We start from the raw sequence: 22957 nt of genomic DNA on the forward strand, positions 1-22957 counted from the left end.
CCAGAATCGGAATATCCGGAAAACCACCGATCTTCTCGAAGTCGGGGCGTGCTACAAAAATACCGCTATCCCCATAAAATACTTTTAGGTATTTACCTCGGGCGTTTCCTGCTATTTCAATCACACGATAGAGAATATTTTTGCCATCGATTTTCTGCCGGAATCCACCACCGATGTAACCTGACGACAGTGCTGATTCTACTGCCTTCAATGCCCCGGGTTCAAGCCAAATATCTGCATGTAGGAAAATCAGGATATCGCCTGTTGCTGCCGCTGCCCCTGCGTTTAACTGCTTTGCTCTTCCGCGTGCTGACGTGAGCACCACTCCGTATTTCTCCGCAATACAGACAGAGTTATCATTGCTTCCACCGTCTACGATGATAAGTTCATGGCGTTCCAATTCAATTTTTGCTTCGTTCAGAATCGGAATAATGACTGATATTTTTCGTGACGTTTCCATGCACAAACCTAAGGGATTGCTGGAATGGAAGAAGAGAAGGCTGGAAGAAAAGACTGGAAGGATACGGCCCCCGACCCTTCCAGTCTTCCAATCTTCTATCCCAACACTTTCCATCTGCTATCCAAATACTGATCACTGACTACTGATTGCTGATTGCCATTCTGTTGAGCGCAAGTATCGGAAAAACAGATGCATAAATCGGATCGGCATAACCACCGATAATTTCCCAATAGATACCGACACACTGTTCAAGCCATGAACCGTCTTCTCGCTGGTGTTTAAGTAGAAACGCTATCCCTCGTTCAGCGGCAGTGTTTTCGGGGTTCGCAAGCAGGAGTGCGTAGGTGCTCCATGCTGTCTGTTCAGCTGTGCTTTCGGTGGGATCCCCAAACATATCTTCTCCCCATCCACCGTCGGCATTTTGCGTGCGTTCGAGCCATGCGACACCCTGCTGGACTTCAGGAGCATTTTTGAGTCCGACCTTGACAAATGCTGCTATAGCACAGGCAGTGCCATACGTATCCTTTGCTAACCAGAGGTCTCGCCAATACCCATCGCGATTCATTTGTTTGCGGAGCCAGTAGACGCCAGCAACCATCGCCTCGCGAACATGCGGTATATCAGGGATATCGCTCTGATCAAAAGCAAGCAGTGCTTCAATCGCATGTGCTGCGATGCTCACGCAACCAACATCTCCTTGCCCGGGTTGATATGTGCTCCAACTGCCATCGCGTCCTTGCTGTGTCTTTAACCATGTGATGCCGCGGTGAACTGCGTTATCTAATGCCTCACGATCAATAGGTGAACCTACAAGGCGTGAGCGAATCAGTGCGAGGGTTCCGAGTGCGGTATCATCAGCGTCACTTGGAAGTGTGCTGTCGCCTAACCCCGAAAACGCCCATCCGCCATCTTCATTTTGATGGTTGACGAGCCACTGCGCGGCACTCTTTACTTTGTCTATGAGTTCATCTGTAAGAGGGATATTTTTGCTTGGGTGTTTCCCCAGTTCATTGTGTGTCGCGTATACCTCTGTCAGGGCAATGATGCTCAACGCTGTGTCCCACACATTCAGGTTTAATGCCTCTCGGCACCCACCATCACGATTTCGCGTCGTTCGGAGCCAACCGATACCGCGTTCGATAAGTTCCGCGATATCTTCATCTGCTTCCCATTTTTCTTGAAGCTCAATAAGTGCTAAAACAGAAAGGGCAGTAATGTAGTTAACCCGAAACCAACTCCCGTCGCTGAGAACGTGCGTTTTCAACCATGCCGCGAGAGAGGCTATCATTTCAGGACGTTTTGCCGTGTTCAGTTCAATCATGATGAAGACAGGTACGAGCGTATGTTGCTCAGCAATGAAGAGGGCATCGAACAGTGGCGTGTTGAAAAGCGCGACAGGTGGCAGGCGATGTCTTGGTGGCTTTAATCGACTGCCAAGGAACGGAATTTTCGTCAGTTGTCTTGCGAGTTTCATGAGAGGGAGAGCATTTTCTGACAGCGTCAGTTCCTTCCAATCGAACTGATCAAAAGCGGCATACGCCAATTTGACTAAGGCGAGGTGTGGGGGAAATTTCGGAACGGATGCCAGCAGTTTTTGGAGGGATGGATCGGGTGAACGTTGATGCGTTTGCTCCAGTATTAAGTGAGCAAATCGGGTCGCTTCTGCATTTGAGATATTTGCGGTATCTAATCCCCATCCGCCATCTTCCTTCTGATTCGCGATAAACCATTCAATCAGAGCCTGATCTGGGGTCTCACCTCGGACGAGTTCAATCCACGCGTACGCGCAGGTAGGGAACGTACTCGAGGAGAGTTGTCCCTCAAAGTTACCGTCTTTACACTGTTGTGTGAGTAAAAAAGCAGTGCCGCGTGTTAGCGCGGATTTAATTTCCTCTGTCATCTATCTTCGGGCAGGAGACCCCATCCTTTAGGTTGGGGAGGAATGCCCGCTCCTGTAATAGAAGTTGAGGCGTGTTAGTACTTTAAAATCAGACCGCTTCGCCCCTGTAGTTAATCGTTTGTTTCCCATACTATATATTGAAAACAAACCCTTTGCGTTAACGCCAGCAAGTCGTGTTAAACCGTATTTGACATGCTTAATCAATTTATTTTTGACGAGGGTTCCTTGACCGAATACACTGCCGCCCACCCGTGAGCGTTTACCACCCTTCGCTTCCTGTTGCCTATGCAACTCTCGACGCTTTATCGGTATCGGTGAGATACACATAAGAGTCGTGTTATCGGGTGTATCCGAACCGCCTACGATATAATAAGCGAGACACCAGCTATCCACGCAATGAGCATCAAAGGTTTCTGATAGTTTCTTTGACGACTTTTTGAGTCCTAACCTATCGCGTATCTCTTGGGTTTCCCACCCGTGAAGGGTTCGCAACTGCCACTGCTTGCGGATTTCGGTATAAAACCACTGCTTACCTACTTCAAGCGGACTAAAGGAGGTATTCCATTTCTTCGCACGTTCTATCGTGCGTGCCTTAATATCTTCTACACAGACGTGTGTGACCGGATACAACTTTGAAAGCCAATCCAGGATACGAAGTTTCCACTCCCACCTCGCACGCGTGCCTGCCGGGATACGTTCTCTATTCGTAAGGCGGTTGGTTCTATTCTTGCGATTCGGACACTTACGAGAGCGTCTACTCCTACGCAACTCTCGACGCTTTTTAACTTTCTTACCGACTTTATTATGCGCGTCTGCCTGAACATTCAAATAGGTATGAGATTCTGATTTGACGGTAAACCCTTCTTTCTTGCTACCCGGGTCTACACCCACAGCAATCTCTTGAGTGTATTGAGAAGTCTCGTAGTTGAGTCGAATACAAAAGAGTCCGTTATCCCAATATGGCGTTGCCTTCCCACTTTTGATAAGGTGTCTGGCAACCGGCGGGGAAGTTGGCATCCGTCGCTGACCTTCTTTAGATTTTATCTGTAGATGTTCGTAAAGGTAGCGTGACTTAATTCGTTCAGGATAAATTTTCGCGCCCGTTCAATTTTGTCAACGATTCTTAAATCTAAAAGGAGGTGCCCGGTTTCGTCCTTTTCCGTTTTTATGGGTACCCAGAAGTCCTCACTTCTCAAATCCCTCGGATTTTCGCGGTACTTGATAGTAAGATCCCTGTTCCCACAATATTGCTTGATTGCTGCTTCAAAAGCCGTGCGAACGTAAATTGCGCAGGCTTTATAGTCATTGGCATCAAGATATTCCCTTGCCTTTTCAAGATATGCCTTATTTTCCACGTATATCGGCACTTCATACTCATCGGTTTGGGAGAAATAGAATTCAACGGCTTTCCACTTTCCGCTACGGGATGTGCGTTGTTTCACAATTTCATACCACGCCTTATCGTAAGTCGTCAAAAAGATTTGGTAGTCTGAGAAATACTCGTCAAGGATATCAAGGACTGGGAGCCGATTTGACATGTCCAAGCCAATGAGGACATCATCTAAGGCGAGAATTTTTAGTGTACTATCAGGTTGGATCAGAATTGATGAAAGATAGATTGCAATTGCCATCGCTGATAGCTTTGCCTCGTTAAGAAAGATGTGATGTGCAGGTATTTCTGTATCAAAGAATTCAACCTTTAAGAGTATCTCTTGATTATCAAGCGTTTTCTTATCTTGATTATATACAATCCCCTGAAAATCTAAGTCGAGCACAACATCATATCCGAACTTGTTGAGAATCTCGTCCACCTTCGGACGTAGGTCCGCTAATCTATTGGCTAATTCTCTATTAAAATTAACTATCTGTCTTTCAAGAGCGGTAATTTGGGTTTTCGCGTTTCTGCGGGGAAATGGCGGCTGAATGGCACTCCAATCCTCGGCAAGGCTTCGCTCTGTCACCGGATTGATGGTATTTGCCAGCAGCCCATCAACCAACAAATCGAACAAATTCACGGTATCGTTTTCACGATGAAGATAGTGTGTTTCTAACAGTGCCTTATAGTCAAGGAACCCCTTTACTTTTGAAGCTTCGGTAATCAACTCGTCATTTGTCTCACCTGTAACACGCTGTGACCATTCATAGGTATTCTTCTTTGACCACCGGTCGGCGCGGAGAGAAAGCTTAATGTGCCCTGGGTCTTGAATAAAAATATTTTGATGGTTTTCAAAGGCAGGACTTTTGTTGCCTTCGTTGTTCTCGTCTACACCGGATTCAAGGAAGTGCTTTAGCGCGAGATATAGCGACGATTTGCCGCTCCCGTTTTCACCATAAACCAGTAGATTCTTGCCTGTTTTGCCCAGATCAATTTGATAAGTTGCAGGAAAGGCTCTGAAGTTTTTAATCTCAATGTCGGTAATTCTCACAATTTCCCCTGAATGACGCGAACAGGTTTTACACTGTCTACAAAGAAAAGGTTACGCCGGATTGGATGCGTTCTTTCATATAGCATCTCAAAGATGTCTCGCAACGCAGGCATCTTATCTCCTTGAATTTCTTCACACAAAGGCAACTGTTCCTCCAACAACGGTTGGAAAAAGTGCTTGTCTCCTTTGTGAAGATCCTCAGGTAGGTAAGACTCATAGACCAAACCATCAATAATTCGTTCAAAATACCCGAGCATCACGGCATCGCGAGCGTGTGCCAAATCCTTGCTATCTGTTGTTGGCTGCTGCTGGAGATAGATCAGGTAATCAACGATTTTAGCAATTAGTGCTTTCTGTATTGACGTAAGGTCGGGAATCGGAATCTGTTGGATATATCCGCTCCGCGCCCGAAGAGGATCGATTGTTAATTGCTTCGATACCTGTGAATAAAACCACTCTACTGTGCGGGAATTGAGGAGCCCGCAGAGCCACTTTTCCTCGGTTGGGATAAGATAGGCGGTTTTGTCATAATAATAGCCGGCTGTATCAACAGCAAAAGTCTGATGGTTATAGGTATTTGGACAGACCAGTTTCGGTTGTGCAAAACGCTCCACATCCCTAAGAGATACTTGAAGTTCATACCACTTCTGTTTGCCTTTTCTTTTTTCCAGGCTTTCGTTATGCTTTTCCAAATACTTCAGAATTGCTGGGTAGTCGTCTATCGCGATGCCGCGATGGGTGAAGATTAACCATTGCTGCGGTGTATCAACGTGCCAACGCCTTAAATCCCGCCCGTGCAAAAACGGCTTCAAAATATCAGTGGATGAGGGATGTGCCGCAATGAGTTCACTCCGTGTTGTTTTGTTTACCACAAATACCTCAGTGGGTGCCGTGTTGATTCCGAAGGCAGGCTTTGCCTTGATGTACTCGCTTAATGGTGGCCCAACATTGCGAAGCTGCTCACGTAAATTCACCACATTCGAGGATTTAATAGGATTGCCATCGGCATCCAACACTTTTTGTGTCTTCGGGTAACGGGTCCGCCGACGTTGTGTCAGCAGAAGCGCGAGGTCCTCTGGCAATTTGACGAGGCGATTCTTCTGATACGTCTCAACATCTTTGTAGGAATTGTGGAACACTGCAATGATGTCAACGCCCAACCGTTTAGCGGTTATGAAATCAGTTTTGGCTTTGTCCCATTCTTTTTGACATAACCACGCTTCCCCACGAAGGTAGTACGCTCGAGCCAACTGAGAGTCCTGTTGAATCGCTGTGGTATAGTCCTCAATAGCCTTATCAAAATCACCTTTGTTGAAATAGACTATACCGCGATTGTTATAGGCACCAGCAAATTTCGGATTTAGCTCTATTGCTTTGTTATAGTCTTTTATAGCTTTTTCAAACTCGCCTTTCTCAGCGTAGTTAACCCCGCGTACACTGTATGCCTCGGCATAACCGGGTTTTAGTTGTATAGCTTTGGTAAAATCTTTTATGGCGTTGGCATAGTCATTTTTGACAGTATAAGCACGGCCTCGATTGTGATATACCTCAGCAAGATTGGGTTTTAGTTTTATCGCTTTGGTAAAGTCGCTGATAGCGTTATCAACCTCGCCCTTGTCAACGTAAGCATTACCCCGATTGTTATATGCCTCGGCGAAATCTGTTTTGTGTTCTATTGCTTCTGTATAGTCCCTGATAGCATTATCAAAATCACCCTTTTTAGTATAGACAATGCCCCGGCCGTAATAAGGGGTGGCATAATCTGGTTTGAGTTGTACCGCCTTACTAAAGTCCGCAATGGCGTTATCAAGATCACCTTTGCGACCATAAATAATGCCCCTATTGTTATAGACTCTCGCGTTAAGCGGGTTAAGGTTGATAGCATTGGAGTACGCACCAATTGCCATATCCAGTTGTCCAAGCAGAAACAGAATATTCCCATGTTGAAAATCCATTTCAGCATGTAGTTCCTTTTCAGAAATTTTGGATGAGGAAGCTGCTTGAATCTGAATCTTTTTAAGGACTCTTCGAATACCATCTACTACATTTTGCCAACCATCACTTTCAGGTTGCCATTTGTTAATCGGATTTCCTTTATCAGGAAGAGCTTGGAAATCACTCAGTTGATGATTTAGCCAATCGCAGTTCTCAAGGATAATTGGAATCACCCTTATCTCTGCATTCAGTGCCGCTGCTAATTCCTTATTACAGTTTTCAGATTCAAGACTATAAGTGGAAGTGAGATAGAGGAGAAGGTCAGAGTCAGCAAGGTTATTGAAAATAGCGTCACGCCATTTGTCCCCTGGCAGAATTTCATTGTCATGCCAGATGCTTATTATGCCTTCACGTTTCAGCAAGGCAAGACCTGTTATCAATTTGTCCTTTTCTGCCGTATTTTTATGTGAGTAGGTAATAAAAACTTTTAACTGTTGGCTCACAGTTTCCTCCCCTCCACAATACGAATTTCTTGAGGTAATAATAACATGCCAGACGAATGGATGTCAACCGAATTTGGGGATATGATACCCACTTAATTTCAAGTGTCACATACCGCTCCGCTGGAGCGGAAGATTGGAAACGCCACGCGGGCTATAGACATATCGCTCCGCTGGAACGAGGATGTGACGCATTTACCTATTATCCCTATTTTCCCTTCAAACTTCTCGCCTTCCGCAACCGTGATTCCACAAGATTCACAACCGCTTCATACACTCCATCCCGTTCGCCTTGCGTGAGATTGAGGGTGTCGAAAATAATCGCATCAAGCGCGCGACGGTGATCTGAGGGATCAAGCATTTCCCAAGCAACTGATGTGAATATTTCTTTATTCTCAAATGCAAAGGTTTTTGGGTCTAAACAAAGCAACTCCGAAACTTCATAGGTCTGAATCTTCAATAAACCACCACCGAAATTAGAACGTCCCGCTATATTTACCATCAGTTGAAACAATGACGAATTCAAGGAGGCACATAAAGGTAATATTAAATCCGAATCCGTGTGGATTTCCTGAAAATTGTCGCTTGTATAACAACCGTCTTGGGCGTACAGAGTTCTTGCAGTTGAGGAAATCAGATAGTTAAAAGAAAGCAATGGAATTTGACGTTCTCCCAAATCCCACCAGCGTGTGCGGACTCGGCAACTCGGTCTCCGATGATATCCCTGTGACTCGCCCCATTCAATATACGCCAACACCGCAGTGCCGGATAACGCGGCTTTATCTGCATGGCACATAAACAACTTGAACTGTAACTGACTCGGATCCACACGGATGCTTTTGCATTCCCGTGGACTCTTGATGATAGGCTTCAGAAATTCATCCTCAATGCCCCATGCCTGAACCCGTTCCGCATCAAGATAGAAGAACTCATTGGCACCTGTTGTGAAACCACGCCGTACCTCCGCAACGTCACTGAGACGGACCAGTTTATCTTTCCCTTTCTCCAGAATTGTCCAATAAATGCCAGGGGCGCGTAGATATTTCCCACCCCACTTGTCCCCGGTGTATCTGTTATCGCGCATGCCCGCTTGTGCCAACTCAGGATAGGTAGGCATTCGCTCGCGACGGTTTTCCACGTTTGGATCGCCTATGAATGTCTTGAAGGTAAGAAAACGGATGTGGGAATCCGCATCGGGAGTCCCGTTGTAGAGAATACTGACAATGGTGTTGATGTCCGCACTCTCAAACTCTCGTTCCGCCTCGCTGTAGCAGATAACGGCACCCGCGGTGTTGTCCAATAGATACTTCTGTAATGGCGCACCGTAGTTCACATCCAGCCAACTGTTGGAACAGATAAAGGTATGTGTGCCGTTTGCGTTGAGCAGTTGAAGCCCGCGTTCATAAAAGTAGACGTAGAGGTCTGCAGCTCCCGTGTAACAGGTGTATCGTTTTTTCAATATGGGTTTGAGTGCCTTGATTTTCTCTTGACGGACATAAGGCGGATTGCCAATTACGACATCAAATCCGTCTGTGATGCCGAACATCCACTCGGGGTCAAAGAAGTCTGCGGTGGCGTTCTGGTCGTAAGGATCCCAGTTGGCAATTTTTTCCGTCGTCTCACTCGGAAACCCGTCCGACTGCAACAACGCGCTAATCTCGGCGCGGAGTTCCGTGTCGCGGTTGCGATACCGGTCTTTGGTACGGGGTGTTCGTGCGGTGAAGTGTCTACGGCGCACCTCCTCCAATGCCTTCTCTTTGGTGTCTATCTCTGGATTGCGGAGGAGAAGTTGGGTGGGTTTCTCCACATCGAGGAGTGAATTCGCCGCGACGAACTTCGTCTCCAGATTCGGCAACGGACGCACGCCTCGGTTTTCGCGTGTGTTATCAACCTCCTGCTCTACAATCAGGGAAATGAAGAATCGGAGTTTAGCGATCTGGGTCGCAATCGGTTGGATGTCTACCCCGTAGATGCAGTTCTCTATCAGGTAAAGTTTTCTGCCGTAGTCGAGTGCGTTGCGTTCAAATGCCTCGTTGATGCTCTCAATTTCGCCCTCTAATTCGTCAATCGTGCTTTCACGGATAACGCTGTCGTCAATCTTTTCTGCTGTCGCGATGGTCTTTTCGACTCTGTCAATCTGGCGTTGCCGCCATTGGGCGTTGCGGGGATCGAGTTTACCGAGCAAAAAGACGAGTTTGTGGAGGATCCCCATCGGGAAGGCACCAGAGCCGCACGCGGGATCGAGGATCTTGAGCGTGTCTATGGCGTTAATGAGATGTTCCACTTCGGTATCGGTGAATTGATGGGGTTCATCGTTGTAGGACAGGAGGTGACGGAGTTTGGTCTCTGACGGGCAATGAATGGTTTCCCTACTACAAACCGCGTTTTTGAGATAGGCGATGAGGGATTCGTCTACCATGTAGTTGACGATCTCACGGGGTGTGTAGAACGACCCGGTCTGTTTACGCGCAGTCGTGCCGGTTTCGGGGTTATACGCGGCGAGTAGATTCTCAAATACCTGACCGAGTAGCTCTGGATCCAGGGCGACCTCTTCTTCTATCGGTGTGTTCTCAGCAATCGTGAACTTGTAGCGATTGAGGATGTGGATTAAACCCCGAACGGTATACCGGCTGTTTTTTGTGTCGTAGACGGCGTTGAGATTTACGGCTTGCGGTTCGGAGAAGAAGAGCTCGTTTGGGACATGGAGCGGGTTATCCTCCCTGTCAGAGAAACCATCTACACGCAAGATCATTTTAGCATCGTCTGGTGCAGGTTTGTCGAGACATTCAAACAAGCCTCCGTTGAGGAACGGAATCGTCTCAAACAAGCGAAGTGCTACATCTGGATCAGTGAAATAACGTTTGTAGCGATAGAGCGATGTGATATTATAGTGTTGTCGCCCCTCGCCGCGGAACTTGCGGGTATTCGGTTTTTCAGGCGTGTTCATCTCTTGATTCAATGTTGCGAAGAACAGGTTCTGGAGGATCGCCTTGTAATAGGTGCTTTCCTGGGTTTCAACACTCGTGAGTAGCTCTGCAATGTCGGTTTCGTCAAACAGAACGTTCGGCACGAGGTTTTGCTCCTTGAGAAACCAGACGAAGATGAGCCGTGTTATCAGGCGGATGATGCAGGTGGCGTTGTGGACATCGCGGTTAGAAACCGCTCCCACCGATTCACCGGCATCGGGTGGAAACGCCACTTTTCCAACTGCCCAGAAATACCAATCGGCAATCTCTTTGAAGAAGCGTCTGTTGAGTTCGGAGGTATCCAGCGTTTTCTGCCACGCCTGATGCAGCTCAAGGAAATTCGTAAACCCGTGCTGCTGATAGAGTCCATCCAGCGACAACTCCGCCAAGATGTCAAGGTGTGCGCGATGCGGATTCACAACATCAATATCCTTGATGAGCGTTACTTTCTCCAAGACATCACGATCGCTATCACGCTGACTCGGTCTACGGTTGATAATCGCGAAGGTGAGCGTGCGTCCATGCTGGAAAATCAGCAGTGCGGGCATTGTATAGAGTTTGTTAATCTCTCGCGTGATAGTGGCGAGTGCCGTGCGGGAATAGGTATCCGCCTTGAGTTTAATGGCGAGAAAGAGATAGGAATAATAGATGGTCTCATCAACGCCTCGGTTTTCATGGAAGATTATGGTTTCTTGTGTATGCTGTCTGATTTCATCAGCCGTGAGTTGGAAGAGGAAGTCTACGGTCTGCCATTCATGGAGCAGTGTGTTCTCTCGGTTCATCCGTCTGTGAGTGTCAAAGTCTTCGAGGAATGCCTTGACGGTATTGGACGAGCGGTTGAGGGTGCGCTGACTTTCGTATCCTAACAGTTTGAGGAGGTGGGTTGCGTTTTCGGCGAGGTTTCCGTCCGTGAAGTTGCTGAGTCCTCGCTGAATTTCCATTTTAAGAGGTGTTTCGTGCATCGTTCGTTTTCCCTTCAGGTTTATATCTGTTTAGTCTATACGAATTCTCACAGAGATGCAAGCGATAATTGTTTGAATCTACGAGTCCTTATTGTCTGGGATTCTCAATTGACTGCAACGGTCAGGATATGCTATAATTCTATGTTAGGAGCAGATAGATTTAAACCCTTGAGGTGTGCCTAAATGTGCAGTGCCAATTTTCTGAGACCCGTGTATTTGGCTTTTTATATTCTGTTTTTTGGGGTAGTGGGTCGGTTTACTGCTCTCGCGGAAGATGATGCTGCGCCTGTCCAATTGGAGAAGATTGTTGTAACGCCGGGTCGTTTTACGATTTACGATGGCGCGTCGGCGAAAATCTCCCTATCTAAGCAGGAAATTGAACGTTTTCCGCTCATTGATAACGATGTCATGCGGGCGGGTCATATTTTCCCGGGCGTGGCTTCGAGCGATTATAGCACACGCTTCAGTGTGCGAGGTGGAGAGAAGGACGATATCTCAGTTAGATTAGATGGTATGGAACTCTATAATCCGTATCATCTCCAAGACTTCGGTGGTGCAGTCTCACTGATAGGTTTAGGTCTCATTCAGAACACCAATTTGCTGATAGGTGGATTTCCTGCGGAATATGGAGAAAAGATGTCCGGTGTCTTTGACATCACGACGAGGACCCCAAACGCTGAGAAATTTTCCGCTAATTTTGGTGTAGACTTAATTAACGCAACCGCCACACTCGAAGGACCTCTATCCCAAAAAGGGAGTTGGCTTTTGTCAGCCCGCCGTGGGTATATTGATCTCATTCTCACGCTCATGGATATTGACGAGAACTATAAACCGCAATACGCTGACCTCTATAGCAAATTAACCTATCAAGTTACACCCACAGATACAATCACCTTAAATGGTTTATACGGTTGGGATACGAATCGGATTCGCGTGGACGATGTAGACAATAACTTAGATTCCCGATACGACAATTCGACAACATGGGCGAAGTGGCGGCATATTTTTGGGGATTCATATTGGACGGACCTTTTTGTTTTCGCTGGCACATCCAGTCAGGATAGAACGACAGGGAAAGCAGATATTGATAATCGCAATTTTGGATTCTTTGGGACGAAAGCAGAACTTACAGCAAATCTTTTTGACAAACACACCCTCCGCAGTGGTGCCACATGGCGTTGGTTGACTGCGCAGTATCAATATAATGTTCAGGAACGGCAGGCGGGTATAAACGTCTACACGCCAATTCTCGCGGATATTGACGATAAGGGGAATGAATTCAATCTATTTCTCCAAGATGAGTGGCAGCTCCATTCCAAACTTGCGCTCAATGTCGGGGGACATTACCTCTACCAACATTATCGAGAGGAAGGTATTCAGCGGTATGAAGTTGGTCCACGAGTCGCACTTGCTGTAAAACCAACGAAAAGTCTCGTTTTGCGGGGGGCATGGGGTATTTATCACCAACCCGTTCACCTGATGGGTATTCCTGTGGAAGATGGCATTGAAACGGTCGGACGCGCTGAGCAAGCCGTGCATTACATCCTCGGGGTTGAGTATACCCCCGTTGATAGCTTCTTGGTGCGTGTTGAAGGCTATTACAATACCTTCGATAATCTTGTTGGGCGAATTCGTGAGTTTGGAAGGCAGAATCAGATTTTTAATTCACCTGAGTCCGGAGATGCCAAAGGCGTTGATGTGTTCATGACCCATGTCGTATCAAATCGTTTGACGTGGACACTCGGCTACGCGTTTGGGATCGCAGAAGAGATCGCAAATGGAACAAAACGCTTCCGTCAACATGATCGGCGACATTCTTTCGCTGTTAGCAGTAATTATCAGTTCGCACCGACGTGGTATCTCTATCTGAGTTGGCGTTTCCATACAGGTGAACCGAGAACCCCTCTTATTCACAGGGAAATTAGGTTACCTGACGGCAGTATTGTCTGTGATCGGCAGTTTGGTGATATACACTCGGCACGGATGCCTGCTTACCACAGTCTCGATTTTCGCATTACAAAGCAGAGTCCTTATCGACGGTGGGAGTTGTCTTGGTATTTTCAAATATTGAACTTATATAACCAACCCAACCTGGACCAGTATGCGTTTAGTCAACTACGCGATGAAAATACAGATGCAGTTATCGGGTGTGCGATTGAAGAGGAACCTCTCTTCCCGATTGTCCCTACATTAGGGGTTACGGTAACCTTCTGACCACGAACGATTTGGGTGGCTAAGCTATTTTTGAATAAGAAATCTTCTAACCTTTGAAGAGAACTGAGAAATGTTTCATCATATCCAAAAAGCAGTAAAAAGGATCTGGCGACGGTATATCAGGAATATGCGAGATCGGAAATTGCCGAAGGTTGCGCCAAGCGTAGCAGAGGCGATTCTCCCCTTAGAGACGGACGCGTATGCTATTGCTCCGAATCAGCTTAAGGACATGATGAGCAGAGGTGCCCCCTTCGTTTTGTTGGATGTTCGGGAAGAATGGGAGTATCAAATGGTTCACCTTGAAGGGGCTGTATGGATTCCCTTCGGCGAGTTGCCAAGGCGCTGCAACGAAATTACCCCAGGGGTAGAGGTAGTCGTTTATTGCCACTGGGGCATGCGAAGCCTTGATGCAGCTTTTATTTTGCAACAACTCGGTTTCAAATCGGTGAAGAGTTTGATTGGTGGTATCGATCGGTGGGCACGCGAAGTAGATACACAAATGCCGCGGTATTAGTCGGCTTTAAAGTCTTGGCTTTGCAGACCGTATTTCTGCATCCGATGCTGAAGCTTACGTCGCGAAATCCCCAACAGTTTTGCGGCTTGAATCTGTGTCCCATTGCTTTTTGTTAGCGCACTACACACGTATTCCTTGATAATTTCGTCAAGGGAAACTCCCTCCTCCGGAATATCAAATTCAACGTCGGTGGTTGGCAGCGATGTGTCTAAAATCTCCGGTGGCAATTCATCTTTATCAATCACCTCATTTTCTGAGAGCACAAAAATACGACGGAGATAATTTTCTAATTGCCGGATGTTACCGGGCCAGTGATACCGTCTGAGCACAGATATCGCCTGTGGTGTAACCTGTTTAGGGAGTGCCTCTGCGTATTCGCTGCTGAACTTCTGGATGAGGAAATTCACAAGCAATGGAATGTCCTCTGGATGCTCTCGCAGCGGTGGAATATGGAGCGGGATAACGTTCAGGCGAAAATAGAGATCTTCGCGAAACGCGCTGTTTCGAACCGCTTGGATGAGATTTTTGTTCGTTGCAGCAATCACACAGACATCTACTTTAATGTTCTGAGTCCCACCGATTCGTCGTATCTCGCGCTCCTCTAAGATGTGCAATAGTTTACTCTGCGTTTGGATCGGCAGATCTCCGATTTCATCGAGAAAAAGGACTCCCTCGTTTGCGACTTCAAAAAGGCCTTTCTTTTGGTGTGATGCATCTGTAAACGCCCCCTTTTCATGTCCGAACAATTCACTCTCAATGAGGGTCTCAGGAATCGCCCCACAATTAATTGGGACGAACGGCTTATTTTTTCGGGGACCGTGTTTATGAAGGGCACGCGCGATGAGGCTTTTTCCAGAACCCGTTTCGCCTGTAATGAGAACTTGCGTAACACCACGGCGCAAAATCCGAGTCATGTTTCTGAAAAGATCCTGCATCTTCTCACTATCACCCACGATCTCATCAATCTGAATTTCTGGTGTTGCGTCATCGCTTTCTTCTTCAATGCTTCGGAGCGCCCCGCGAGTCTGTAACGCGTGTTTCACTTCCCGTTTCAGGACTTCAATTTGAATCGGTTTTTCAAGATAATAGAATGCGCCTTCGTGCGCAACAAGATTCACCGCGTCGTTGAGTTCTGCAAAGGCTGTCATGATAAGCACTGGCAGGTCCGGATCGGTCCGCTTTATTTCCCGAAGCAGATCTCTCCCCTCAAATCGGGAGGACATCCACATATCACTGATGACGAGGTCGAACATCTGTTTTTCCAAACTATCAAGTGCGGTTTTGCTATCTCCAACGGTTTCAACTGTGTACCCTTCACGTTTTAAAATACGCTGTAAAATTGTCAGTTGTGCTTGGTCGTCGTCTACAATCAGTATTGATGCCATCGTTTAGTTCTCCTCATTTAAGCCGGGAATTTATGGCAGTTCTTCTGCATTCAGCGGGAAACTAATTTTAAAAGCGGTTCCCATTCCGATTTTGCTTCGGACTTCAATTTTGCCTTGATGCGCCGTAATAATTTGGTGAGAAACGGCAAGACCGAGTCCTATGCCACCTGTGGCATCCTTAGTTGTAAAATAGGCATCGTAAATTTGTTCCTGAATTTCTTCTGGGATGCCTATGCCGGTATCTCTGATTTCAATCACCACATCTCTCGTGTCCTCATCTATCTGCTCCACAAGGGTTGTGATGTAGATACTACCCCCTTTCGGCATTGCTTGGATACTGTTTTGCACAAAGTTGAAGAGGGTCTGTCGCATTAAGGCGGCATCGAGTTGGACATCCGGTAGATTTTCATCGTAATTTCTGATGACTTGCACTTTGGCTTCCTCAGTGATGAGTGCGAATTCAGATAAAACTTGCTCCACAAGCGTGTTGAGGTTTACGGATTCTACATTCAATCTTCTCGGTCGATTTAAAGTGAGAAACTGCTCCGAAGTCTGTTTCAGTTCGGTTATTTTTTGGTCGACGATTTCTAAGAGTTCCTTCGCTTCTTCGATGTCGTCCTGGCTCACTTTCCGTTGTGAAAAAACAGACTTTAGGTGCTGAGCAGTCATCCCAATTGAATTAAGTGGATTCCGAATTTCGTGCGCCACGCCAGCGGCGAATTGCCCTAAGGCAGCAATCCGTTTTGAATGAGAGTCCCGCAGTTGCCACAGCATCCTTGCGAGATTGTAGGTTGCCCTGCCGATTTCATCTGATGAATACGTCTCTTGAAGTGATAAATCCCCATCCTCCGCGCTTTGAATAATACGAGTCATCCGCTCTAAGGGCTTCATAATTAGGTGATTTGTTGTTAGATCGATCAGAATTACGAGTAGTGCACCGACAATCACAATCAATATTGCGTGCATCAGCAATGAATATCGAATTGACCTGCCGATATAAGGAACATCGAAAAGTACTTGTATGTAGCCAGAGACTCTCCAGCCGACATCGTGCTGCAGTGTCCCTTCATCGAGGATTGGTGCGTGTCGGGGATCGCGAGGTTCTAATTCAGTGCGCTGTGGCGCGGTCAAAACAGCCGTATACTTGATGACAATAGCCGTTGCGTTCTGCCCTTCAACCGCGTCTATTGTCACACCTTTTGTCTCGATTTGTTCGAGGTCTGCTGAATCAAGATTTATGTCCCCGGCATCTTCACCGGCGAGCAGGCTCGAACGAATACGAGTATCGTTTAAAGAGATGTGAACATTTAGCACATCCCGCATATCGGGATGTTCCCGCTTCAGTCCATTCAGCACTTGATCCAGTCGCTGCGCATCAAACCGCCTTGTGGCTTCGATTTCTCTTACAACAGCATTAAGAATTGTGTTCTCAACGATTTTCCTCAGTTCGGCACCCCGTTCTGCGCCCAAAGCGTGAAGCGCGTTCATCTCATTTCGGACCCGGATGCTGTCGAAAAAGTAAAACGCCACGAGGATTGCTATAACACAGAGATTAATAACAAGGGAGTACTTCCATTGGAGTCGCATTTTAACTCATAATTCGTTGTACCGCCTCTTTCCACTGCGCGAGTTTCTCATTGCGTTGCTTTGCGTCTATTTGTGGTGAAAAGACGCGAGCATTAAAAGCGGAGTCTTCAAGTTTTGTTTGCTCGATTCTATTTGCCTCAAGCTCTTCGATGTCGTTCCACACACCAGCTGTGATACCTGCCAGGTATGTGGCACCCAAACCCGTTGATTCTATTTGTGTTGGACGTTCCACATTTATCCCTAAGATGTCCGCTTGGAACTGCATGAGGAAATTGTTCGCAGCTGCACCCCCGTCAACACGTAATTGCTCCAGCGTCATCTCTGCGTCAGTCGACATTGCCTTAACAACATCTGCGGATTGATACGCAATGGATTCTAACGTGGCTCGGATGATTTGCTCGCGGGTACTCCCGCGTGTTAAGCCGAGGATAGCCCCGCGTGCATCGGGATCCCAATAGGGCGCGCCAAGCCCGGTAAAGGCAGGAACAACAAAGACACCGCCTGAATCTGGTATAGCGGAAGCCATTTCCTCCGTTTCTGACGCGCTCTTAATAATTGAGATACCGTCGCGAAGCCATTGGACAGCAGCACCGGCAACGAATACACTTCCCTCTAATGCATAAACGGGGTTTTCGTCTAAACCACAAGCGAGTGTCGTCAGGAGTCCAGTTTTTGTTAATACTTTTTCAGTGCCTGTGTTTAGCATGAGAAAACAACCCGTCCCATAGGTGTTTTTCGCCATACCGGGTTTGATGCACAATTGACCGAAGAGTGCGGCTTGCTGGTCACCCGCCACTCCGGTGATTGGAATCCCATCCAGAGATATATTTTTCCCGAAGGTTTCAAGCCAGAAGTTCCGATAGAAACTCGCTGTGCCGAAGTTGCTTGCAGAAGGACAGACTTCGGGTAAAATCGCTTTCGGGACGTTCAAAATTTCCAAAAGGGTTTCGTCCCATGAGAGTGTATTGATATTAAAGAGCAGGGTCCGTGAGGCGTTCGTGTAATCGGTTTTATGAACTGCCCCATCCGTTAATTTCCAGAGGAGCCATGTATCTACGGTTCCGAAAGCGAGTTCGCCGCGTTCTGCACGTTCCCGAGCCCCACTCACATGATCCAGGATCCATGCAACCTTTGTTCCAGAAAAATAAGCATCAATGACAAGTCCCGTTTTCGCTCTAATCTCTTCAGCAACGCCCTGTTTTTCAAGAAGCGCACATTTATCAGCAGTGCGGCGGCACTGCCACACGATCGCTGGGTAAATCGGTTTTCCTGTTTGTCTGTCCCAAATGAGTGTCGTTTCACGTTGGTTTGCAATTCCAATAGCAACAATATTCAGGGCATTTTCTTTTGCAAAAAGTGTGTCTATTGCTTGTAAAGTGGCGTTCCAGATTTCCTCTGGATCGTGTTCCACCCAACCGGGATGAGGATAGTATTGTGTAAATTCTTGGTATCCTTGTGCGATAATGTTTCCCTTTACATCGACAAGGAGCGCGGTAGTTCCAGTCGTCCCTTGGTCGATTGAAAGGAGGCAAGCGGTATTCGACATACTATAGATGCGGCTCCTAAGCGTTTTCTTTTAGAATAACACCGAATTAGAAAAAAATCAAGTGAAAATCAGTGTTTGGCGCGATCTCAGATTCTAACATTTTTTCGAGATTCAGGTTGACATGATGGCTTTTGTTTTGGTATAATATGCTATTATGCTTTGAATGTATCGTAGCATTATATTATACAGAGATATTTCGTTTTCGCCTGTGATATGCATGGCAGAGAAGTCGGATCACTTTAAAATCCAAATTCGCGGATTGCTCCTACTGGACGGCATCCTTGGTTCGCAAAACGGGGCTGCGCGGAAACGAATCAAACCGTTCTACTGTTCAAGCAATTTACAAATTAGAATATTGTCGAAATATAAACAGATTCCAATGGTTCAGAGAGGAGTAGACGTTGTGAAAAAGATTTTGCTTTGCGCGTTTGTGATATTCTGCTTGGCTGCATATCAGAGTCACGCGCAGATTGAGTGGGATGCTGAAAAGTTTATGCCGTTGTCGGAAGTGAAACGGGGCATGACAGGGAAAGGCTACACAGTATTTTCCGGGACAACGGTGGAAGAATTTGAATGTGAAGTTGTGAGTGTCGAATACAACTTTATCCCGGGGTGGCATGTCGTATGGATGAAGGGTTTGAGTGACAACTTCAAGCGGACGGGTGTCGCAGGCGGAATGAGTGGGAGTCCAATATACATTGACGGACGACTCATGGGTGCGCTTTCCCTCGGTTATTTTAATCAGCGGGAACATGCGAATGGTTTTGGTGTCACGCCGATTGAATTGATGGTTAAGGTGGCACAGCGTGGCATGGAGCCTAATTTAAGTTACGAAGGTGCTCAACTTTTTAATCTCAATTCAGCTGCTGCACAGGAATATGGATTGGATGCAGGGCAGTCTTTGCTTCGCGATGGTCAGGTTGCACAGGGACCGCGTGCTTTCGATGAAATGTGGCGTGACAGTATCGCCGATATGCCTTCCCAAGTGAGGTCCGCACGGTTATCCATTCCTGTCACACTTCCAACGCTTAATTCGGAGGTAATACGGTTTATCAAACCGGTTTTTGATAAACTCAATTTTACCCCCGTTCAAGCGGCAGGCGGTGGAGGTCCCGTTAAGGAATCACCGGTTGAGGAAGGACAGATAATCGGGACGGAATATGTCCGTGGAGACGTTTCCTTTTTTGGGTATGGAACTATCACTCACGTAGAGGGTAATGAACTGCTTGCTTATGGGCACGCTGCGTCTGCAGAAGGTAACGTCAATATTCCGATTTCTGGCGGATATGTGCATTTTATCCTTCCGAGCCGTTCCCGTTCCTCCAAAATAGCTTCTGCGACGCAGCCCATCGGGACCTTGGTGCAAGACCGGGATCCTGCTATTGCTGGCATCATCGGAAAACACCCGAGTTATATTCCTGTAAATGTCAATGTGCAGACTGCTGATGGTAAGCGGCATCAGAAGGCTTACGAAGTGATTCGACATCGCAGTTTCTCTCCAGTTTATACAGGCATGGGGGCGTGGATGCTCATGGACACACTTGAGTTTTACCTGGGAGACTACACGCTCAATATGGAAGCGACTATCACTCTCAAAGAACATCCGAACCTCAAAACACGTGAGTTAGTCTATAAGAATATCTATTCTTCCAGAGGTTCACCCGGGTTTGGGATCATGCAGACGCTCTTGATGCCAATGTTTCAGTTAGCAACCAACCAGTATACGAGTGTTCCGGTCGAAAATGTCACCATTGATGTGAGCATAGAGGATAAACGGAGAACGGCGAGGATTCAAAGTCTTCAAATGGATAAACTCCGCTATCGACCTGGGGATACTGTTGAGGTAGAAATTACTTTGCAACCCTATTTTGAAAACCCGATAGTGCAAACAGGGACAATCACGATTCCTAAAGATGTTCCAGATGGGCTTGTGACGCTCCTCGCCACCAATGCCAGTTTTCACGAAGCTTGGCAGCGTAACCGGGCCCCTCTGAACTTTCGGCATAAAAATATCAATCAATTAGTCGAATTATTGCAACGAGGCGAAAATAACTCGGATATCATTATGGAACTCTTTGTGCCTGAACCGGGACTCACCGTTCAGGGTGAAGAATTCGCACACCTGCCGCCTTCAGTCATGTCAGTCATGAATACCGCAAAGCAGATCGGCAATAGCGGATACACTATGGGCACCACACTACACATTGATAAAGTGTCAACCGACTATGTGGTCTATGGAAGCGGCATGATTCGGCTCGTTGTGGATAGGAACGCAGAGTGATAGTTATCAGTTTTCAGTTAATTTTGATTTTATAGTTTTCAGTTAACAGTCTTCAGTGAAGAGAGGCTTTGGATTAAACAACACGCTTCTTGCGGCTGACAACTGATAACTGTTACAGGAGGATATTTTCAATGCGCCGTGTCATCTCCTTTTGGAGTCTTATCTTAACCATCTTTATTTATGCAAGCATCGCATCTGCAGTCAATACATCTTTATGGGAGCAAAAAAATCACGCGGATTTTGCGTCTGGCAAGCCCAAGGACCTTTCACTTACAAGTACCGGGGATGTGATGTTATCTCCCAAAATTGATTCCTTTACGAAGTTGAAAGAGACCCAAGTTTGGGCACTGGTAGAGGATACAGCCGGAAATCTCTATGCTGGGACCGGGAACGAAGGAAAAATCTATAAAATTGCTGCTGATGGCGACACTGCTGAACTTTATTACAATTCACCTGAAGTTACCATTTACAGTCTCGCTATCGGACCCGACAATGCACTCTACGCTGGCACTGGACCCGATGGATTGATTTACAAAATCACTGATGCTACAACGCCTCCGACGACCCTGCTTAATGAAGGGGACAAATATGTGTGGGCGTTGAAATTTGATGATGCCGGCAATCTCTATGCCGCGACAGGTACTGATGGTAAAATTTACAAGATCACGCCAGAGGGTGAGTCCAGTGTTCTGTTTGATGCCGAAGAAAAGAATATCATGACGTTCCTTCTACACGAAAACGGTTTCTATGCGGGAAGCAGCGACAACGGCATTATTTACCATATCATGGACGATGGGACAGCAAAGGTTATCTATCAAGCGACAGAGAAAGAGGTACGCGCCCTTGAAATGGATACTCAAGGCAACCTCTATGCGGCAGTCGTTACGTCCCAACCGGCTGAACCTTCAAGGGGACGACGCGGTGGTTCAAGTGGACCGCCAACCCCCTCGGGTCCCCCGCCCCCGGGTGGTGGTGCACCGCAAGAAAACAAGTCCAGTATCTATAAAATTCGTCCGGATGGCACGGCGGTTTCAATTTGGAATTCGCCAGAACCCCTTATCTTAGCCATCGTTCTCGAAAGTGACTCGCAAATTTTGGTAGGGACCGGCGATGAAGGAAAACTCTATCGCGTCAATCCGATGAGCGGAGACTCTGTGGAAGTCGGCAAATGCTCGGCAAATCAGGTCGTAGCCATACACCAGAAAAAAGGGGATGGAGACACCAAAACGCTCCTTGCGACGGGGAATCCCGGTAAACTTTTTAATCTTACGGACACCTACGTTGAAGAAGGAACGCTTGAATCTGAAGTGCACGATACGAAAAGTTTGTCTCGCTGGGGGAAACTTTCCTGGGAAGGTGAAATGGCAGAGGGAACAGCGGTTGCCTTTTCAACCCGAACCGGTAATACCAAAAAACCAGATGATACATGGAGCGACTGGTCTGATGAGCTCACGACAGCGGAAGGCTCTCAGATTCCGAATGGAGATGGTCAGTACATCCAGTGGCGTGCGAAGTTCACAACCAGCGACACGGCGCAAACACCTATTTTGAAGAAGGTTACCCTCGCCTCCGTGCAGACGAACGTTGAGCCGCGCTTTACCAGTATTGAGGTAGATGATGGTAGTGGTAGCGGGAACCAAGAGAGAGGACGCCGCGCGTCTGGCGGAAGTTTACCTCCCCCAGGGGCACGCGGTGGCGATAGCGGCGGATCAGGCAATGCAGGCGACGGTCCTTCTAAAACATGGAAGGTGAGCTGGAAAGTTGAAGATGCAAATGCCGATACGTTGCAATATACCCTCTACTACAAAGCGACTGACGAGAGCAACTGGCGGCTCCTCAAAAAGGAATTGGCCAAAGCGAACTATGAATGGGATGTCACTACCGTTCCAGATGGACGCTATACCTTAAAGGTCGTGGCAACCGATAAACTCAGCAATCCAGTTGGATGGGCAAAATCCGCTGAGAAAGTGAGTATGCCGGTTGAGGTGGACAATACGCAGCCCAGTATTGGAGAAATCCAAGTCACTGCGAATGGTGACAACACCTACAAAATTGCCTGTGACGTTACGGATATGACCACACCTATCCAGAAAGCCGTCTATAAGATTGACAGTGATGAACACTGGAAGGTTATCTTCCCTGACGATGGGATCTTCGATTCCAAAAAGGAGCAGCTCCACCTCGAAACAGGTGAACTCCCCGAAGGGGCACACACGATTATCATTCAAGTGACAGACAGGGCAAAAAATACGGCTGTCGGTAGGACAAGTTTCTAACCGAT

The 22957-nt window shown here is 47.1% G+C and carries 12 protein-coding genes and 1 pseudogene; 4 read left to right on the plus strand and 9 right to left on the minus strand.

Annotated elements, in window-relative coordinates; genetic code table 11:
* Nucleotide 1: 1 nt before the first annotated feature.
* The 6 genes and pseudogenes from J4G07_06540 to J4G07_06565 all read right to left on the minus strand — a co-directional run bounded on the left by J4G07_06540 (nt 2) and on the right by J4G07_06565 (nt 11149).
* Nucleotides 2–460 (minus strand): annotated as a pseudogene (locus J4G07_06540) (glycosyltransferase).
* Between the two features lie 139 nt (nt 461–599).
* The gene (locus J4G07_06545) at nt 600–2360 is read right to left on the minus strand and encodes a hypothetical protein (protein MCE2413645.1); all 1761 of its coding nucleotides are present in this window, start codon (nt 2358–2360) and stop codon (nt 600–602) included.
* A 27-nt stretch (nt 2361–2387) separates the two neighbouring features.
* A complete protein-coding gene (locus J4G07_06550; GenBank protein MCE2413646.1) occupies nt 2388–3377 on the minus strand; it encodes an RRXRR domain-containing protein in 990 nt (329 codons plus the stop codon).
* A 23-nt stretch (nt 3378–3400) separates the two neighbouring features.
* Nucleotides 3401–4786, minus strand: a complete 1386-nt coding sequence (locus tag J4G07_06555; GenBank protein MCE2413647.1) for an AAA family ATPase — start codon at nt 4784–4786, stop codon at nt 3401–3403.
* On the minus strand, nt 4783–7224 hold the full coding sequence (locus J4G07_06560; GenBank protein MCE2413648.1) for a tetratricopeptide repeat protein: 2442 nt from the start codon (nt 7222–7224) through the stop codon (nt 4783–4785). The genes J4G07_06555 and J4G07_06560 overlap by 4 nt, the downstream gene beginning before the upstream one ends.
* Nucleotides 7225–7429: 205 nt before the next feature.
* On the minus strand, nt 7430–11149 hold the full coding sequence (locus J4G07_06565) for an Eco57I restriction-modification methylase domain-containing protein (GenBank protein ID MCE2413649.1): 3720 nt from the start codon (nt 11147–11149) through the stop codon (nt 7430–7432).
* Between the two features lie 183 nt (nt 11150–11332).
* On the opposite strand from J4G07_06565, the gene J4G07_06570 reads away from it, so the two are divergent.
* On the plus strand, nt 11333–13363 hold the full coding sequence (locus J4G07_06570) for a TonB-dependent receptor (protein ID MCE2413650.1): 2031 nt from the start codon (nt 11333–11335) through the stop codon (nt 13361–13363).
* 127 nt (nt 13364–13490) lie between these two features.
* Entirely contained in the window at nt 13491–13877 is a 387-nt protein-coding gene (locus J4G07_06575) for a hypothetical protein (GenBank protein ID MCE2413651.1), read from the plus strand.
* Here the strand turns inward: J4G07_06575 and J4G07_06580 are convergent.
* The 3 genes from J4G07_06580 to glpK are packed head-to-tail and all read right to left on the minus strand — an operon-like array spanning nt 13874 to nt 18395.
* Nucleotides 13874–15262: a sigma-54-dependent Fis family transcriptional regulator gene (locus J4G07_06580; GenBank protein ID MCE2413652.1), complete on the minus strand. Its 1389-nt coding sequence runs from the start codon at nt 15260–15262 to the stop codon at nt 13874–13876. The genes J4G07_06575 and J4G07_06580 overlap by 4 nt on opposite strands.
* A gap of 30 nt (nt 15263–15292) precedes the next feature.
* Nucleotides 15293–16849 carry a hypothetical protein gene (locus J4G07_06585; GenBank protein MCE2413653.1) on the minus strand — a complete coding sequence of 519 codons (1557 nt, stop codon included), beginning with the start codon at nt 16847–16849 and terminating at the stop codon, nt 15293–15295.
* A gap of 1 nt (nt 16850) precedes the next feature.
* Complete coding sequence (glpK, locus tag J4G07_06590) at nt 16851–18395, minus strand: glycerol kinase GlpK (protein MCE2413654.1); 1545 nt, start codon at nt 18393–18395, stop codon at nt 16851–16853.
* A gap of 403 nt (nt 18396–18798) precedes the next feature.
* Here glpK and J4G07_06595 point away from each other — a divergent pair, with 403 nt between their 5' ends.
* Together J4G07_06595 and J4G07_06600 are read left to right on the plus strand one after the other, a co-directional pair.
* Complete coding sequence (locus tag J4G07_06595) at nt 18799–20676, plus strand: hypothetical protein (protein MCE2413655.1); 1878 nt, start codon at nt 18799–18801, stop codon at nt 20674–20676.
* A gap of 131 nt (nt 20677–20807) precedes the next feature.
* A complete protein-coding gene (locus J4G07_06600) occupies nt 20808–22952 on the plus strand; it encodes a WD40 repeat domain-containing protein (GenBank protein ID MCE2413656.1) in 2145 nt (714 codons plus the stop codon).
* The last annotated feature ends 5 nt before the right edge of the window (nt 22953–22957 follow it).

Source organism: Candidatus Poribacteria bacterium, from assembly GCA_021295715.1.
Lineage (GTDB): Bacteria > Poribacteria > WGA-4E > WGA-4E > WGA-3G > WGA-3G.